This is a genomic window from Mycoplasma sp. 4463 (assembly GCF_048381515.1).
Taxonomy (GTDB): domain Bacteria; phylum Bacillota_I; class Bacilli_A; order Mycoplasmatales; family Metamycoplasmataceae; genus Mycoplasmopsis.
This window is the reverse complement of sequence record NZ_JBLWID010000038.1, coordinates 1-3757: the sequence shown is the minus strand read 5'-3', so window position 1 is coordinate 3757 and position 3757 is coordinate 1. Positions and strand designations below refer to the sequence as shown.

Sequence of the window (3757 nt, the reverse complement as noted above, 5' to 3'; positions counted from 1 at the left end):
TAATCATTCATAATGTTTCAATTGTTTAGCCATTTGTAAAATCCTTTCTCTTATTGTAAACAAAAAGTAGACAGTTTTTTTATTTTCTGTCTACTTTTCTTGTCCTAGTTTAAGACCTACTAGATAGGTCTTTTTTATTTATTAAATTAATAATTTAATAAATAGGAATTATTATAAAATTAATAATATGAAAACAAAGGTAACAGCTAAGCTTATGTCGTCATTATCAGAGTGAGGACTATTACGTAAATGAACTATTAAGAATATGGTTTTTATAGCCATCTTGATCGCTATATCAGTTAGCTTTACCGTTGTTGCAGCTCAGTTAATGCCTATTGTTAACATTCCATCATTCAAATTCTCATTTATAGGATTACCTGTAAAAATCACAGGTTTTGTTTTTGGGCCTGTCATTGGAGTTTTTGTTGGTGTTGTGTCAGATTTATTATCGTTACTTTTTGTTCCACCTGTTGGTTATAACCCGATGTACACTCTAGCGACAGCTATTAACGGCCTTATTTCAGGTATCTTTGGACTTTACTTTGTGTCGTTTTTACAATATGCTTTCAGTAAGGAATATAGACTTGAAAGAATTTCAATTAAAATTACTTTATTAGCTCAGAAATATAGAAAGCTTTCTAAAAATGAAGCTACTATGGAAAAAGCTATTAAAGTTGGCGATAAGTTAATTAAACTTAATTCAAAAAGAGCATTCATTAGAGATGATAATTCAAAAGACATCTTAAAGAATGTTTATACCACTGCAGCAGTCTTTTTAATATCATTGGTAATTATTATAATAACTTACTATGTAGGTTTTTGAGTTCCAGATAAATATATTGAAAAAGGTTTAATTCCAAATCGTTGAGGATTACTTGCTTTAATGATCACAGGGATGTCATTATTACTAATTTTCATAATTGTCGCAAGATTCAAAATGAGGGTTGAGCGATTCTTAATATTTGTCCCGATTATAGTGTTCTCTGCTTTCTTGGAACTTATTAATATACCAATTTTATCTCTTGGGGATAATATGAGTTTAGGAAATGGAGAAACAAAAGATATTTTCTTATGAATAACTCAACATATTATTTCCAGTCCTGTCAAGATTTGATTTAACGTTTTTGTTATTTACTATTCATATTCAATCATTATTAAGTTGATTAAGAAAAATTCAAAATTAGGATACTAATGAAAAATAAAGATCTTCAATTAACAATTTCAAATATCTTTATAAAAAAGAGTGAGGAGCAAGATAAATGGCCTTACTCTTCTATTTCTATTCCTGAAATTCAAATCTATTCTAATTCAAAAACAGCCTTCTATATTTCTAAAGATAACAAAAATTTAACTTATCAAAAAGTTAGAAACTTTGCACTTAAGGACAAGAATTCATTTTTAACCCTATATAACTACAATAAATTAATTGATGAAGCAGATAGATACGATAATACTAATGATTTCACAAATAGAATGAAAGATTTAGATTATATTAGTGACTATTTTGACCTTCTTAATATTAGTGATGTCGATGATAACAACATTCCTTTAGTCGATATTTGACTTAGTTGTTTATCGGTTGTTAAGAACAAAGATAAACTTTTAAAAGAACAAAAAGTTTATGAGCAATTTGCTCACCCACTAAAAAACCTAACATATGGACACATAAGTGATTTCATTATCCACTTTAGCGAACTTTCAGATAATTTCAACGGTGACTTATCACACTTTTTCAATGCTGCTAAAGAAGCGTTTCTAAAAAAGGATAAACAAAACAAAGAAGTTCAATTAGGAAACATATTTTTCATTGCAAATGAGTTTAATAAAAACTTATTTAAAATCTTTATTGACTTATTTAAAGTAGTTTCAAAAGAATTTATAGATGTCTTAAACAACGTTGAAAATAATGCATTAAGTGATAAAAAAACTAAAATTCAAGAAAGTGAATACAAACTTGAATTTATTGAAAAGATTAACAGCACAAGTATTGCAAAAGTAGAAAACGATCTCAAAATTAGAGACTTAAAGTTTGAGATTGCATTTTACAAAGAATATAAAGAACAACTCAAAGCTTATTCTCGGAAATACATTTTTTCAACTATTAAACAAATTAAAAAACAAATTAATGTTTTTGAAATTCAATCAAGAATTGCAGTCTTTAAAAGTCCTGAATATTTTGATTGTATAAAAGATATTTTAATTAAAAAACAAGAGCTAAAACTTTGAGAACAGAATTATTGAAATCTTAGATTCTTGAAGAAAGAAGATTTAGAACACCTTAAATCACAAATTGAGTCTGAAGTCAATATTTTCATCAATAAAAACTTTGGTGATATCAGAAATAAATATAAAAATACAACCGTAAGTAGGATTAAGAGTTTTATTTCTAGGGAATTTGATATTAATATCAATAGATTTATTAGTAAATCAAAAAGTAATTTTGAGTTTATTAAAAATCAAATCAGTAGCAATAAAGCAATAATTAAAACTATTCAATCTAAACGTTTTAACTATATATCAAGTTATAAAAATGAAGTTATGGTTCATGATTTTAGTCAAACGATTCAACTTGCAAATGCTGAATTAGAGTGAGAAACAAATACTCAAGAAAGATTGTTTAAGAATCTTATTAAAAATAAAGACAGGAAGCTCCAAGAATTTAATGCAAGTTATAAAAAGATTGAAAAAATGTTAGACAAAACAGTATCTGAACTTTCTGCTGTATTTAAAAATGATAATTCGGAAAACTTAACAAAAGTATTAAATAGTTTTGCTAATATTAAATTTTTAATGAAAAGCACTTGAGTTTCTAAGATGCTATCAGATTTAATTGATTTTTCTAAAACGACCACAGCGCCTAAGTTCGAGTTTGTTAAAGATTTAAGTGCTATGTTTAAATTTGTCGAAACATTTGAAAACTCGGCAATTACACACCACAAGTATTTAGAAAAATACAAGACATTAGATACATTGGATAAAATCAAACTTAAAATTACAAAATTCGCATTGGATGAAATCAAGTTTTTATTCATCTCTGATGACATAAAAACAATTGCTCCTGAAGCTAGAAATGAATTCTATAGAGTTCTTTTCAAATTTGCTAATGCAAATAATATGAATATTATTATCATCACGGACGATCTTGAATTTATCAAAAATAGCTGTGATTATGTTTACTTCTTTGATGATACTCAAGTTCTTGAGTGGGGAAGAGTTTCTAAAGTATTTAACAAAACAGTTTCGCCTCTTGTTAAAATGCTTATTGAAGGTAAAATTCAATCACTTAACTCTCAAACAAACTCAAGTTATGTTGAGTCATTTGTTAAAAGAAACTCATTCTCAATTGATGATAATTTAGATCATTATGTTTACTCTACTCTTAAAGATTTTCAAACCTGAACTCATGTTATTCAAACAGTTAACGTAGAAAGTTCAATTGATTTAGGAGAAACTCAGACTCATACTTCATTAGTTAATCCAGATTTAGTAAGTGTATTTAATGAAACGCTAGCTTTACTTACATCGCATGGAGTAAGTGTTAGAGAGAAAAAAGACAATCCAGTTTTGGAAGACTTAACTCTCTATAATGAACTTATTAATAATAAAAATTTAGCTTCAACTTCGACAACTGAAGATGATGAAAATAATGAAGAATTAGCCTTTAGTTATGATGAAGAAACAAAATTGTAAAAACAACTTTGTATTTTGATTTTTAAAGTAAAATATTAAGCAAGGACAGAGGTACTTGCTTTTATTT

2 protein-coding genes are annotated in these 3757 nt (G+C 26.8%); both read left to right on the top strand.

Annotation, left to right across the window (positions count from 1 at the left end; genetic code table 4):
- The first annotated feature begins 187 nt into the window (after positions 1–187).
- Positions 188–1192: an ECF transporter S component gene (locus ACNF36_RS02940; RefSeq protein WP_418303670.1), complete on the top strand. Its 1005-nt coding sequence runs from the start codon at positions 188–190 to the stop codon at positions 1190–1192.
- Complete coding sequence (locus tag ACNF36_RS02935; RefSeq protein WP_418303669.1) at positions 1192–3690, top strand: MAG1360 family OppF-related protein; 2499 nt, start codon at positions 1192–1194, stop codon at positions 3688–3690. The genes ACNF36_RS02940 and ACNF36_RS02935 overlap by 1 nt, the downstream gene beginning before the upstream one ends.
- Positions 3691–3757: the final 67 nt, after the last annotated feature.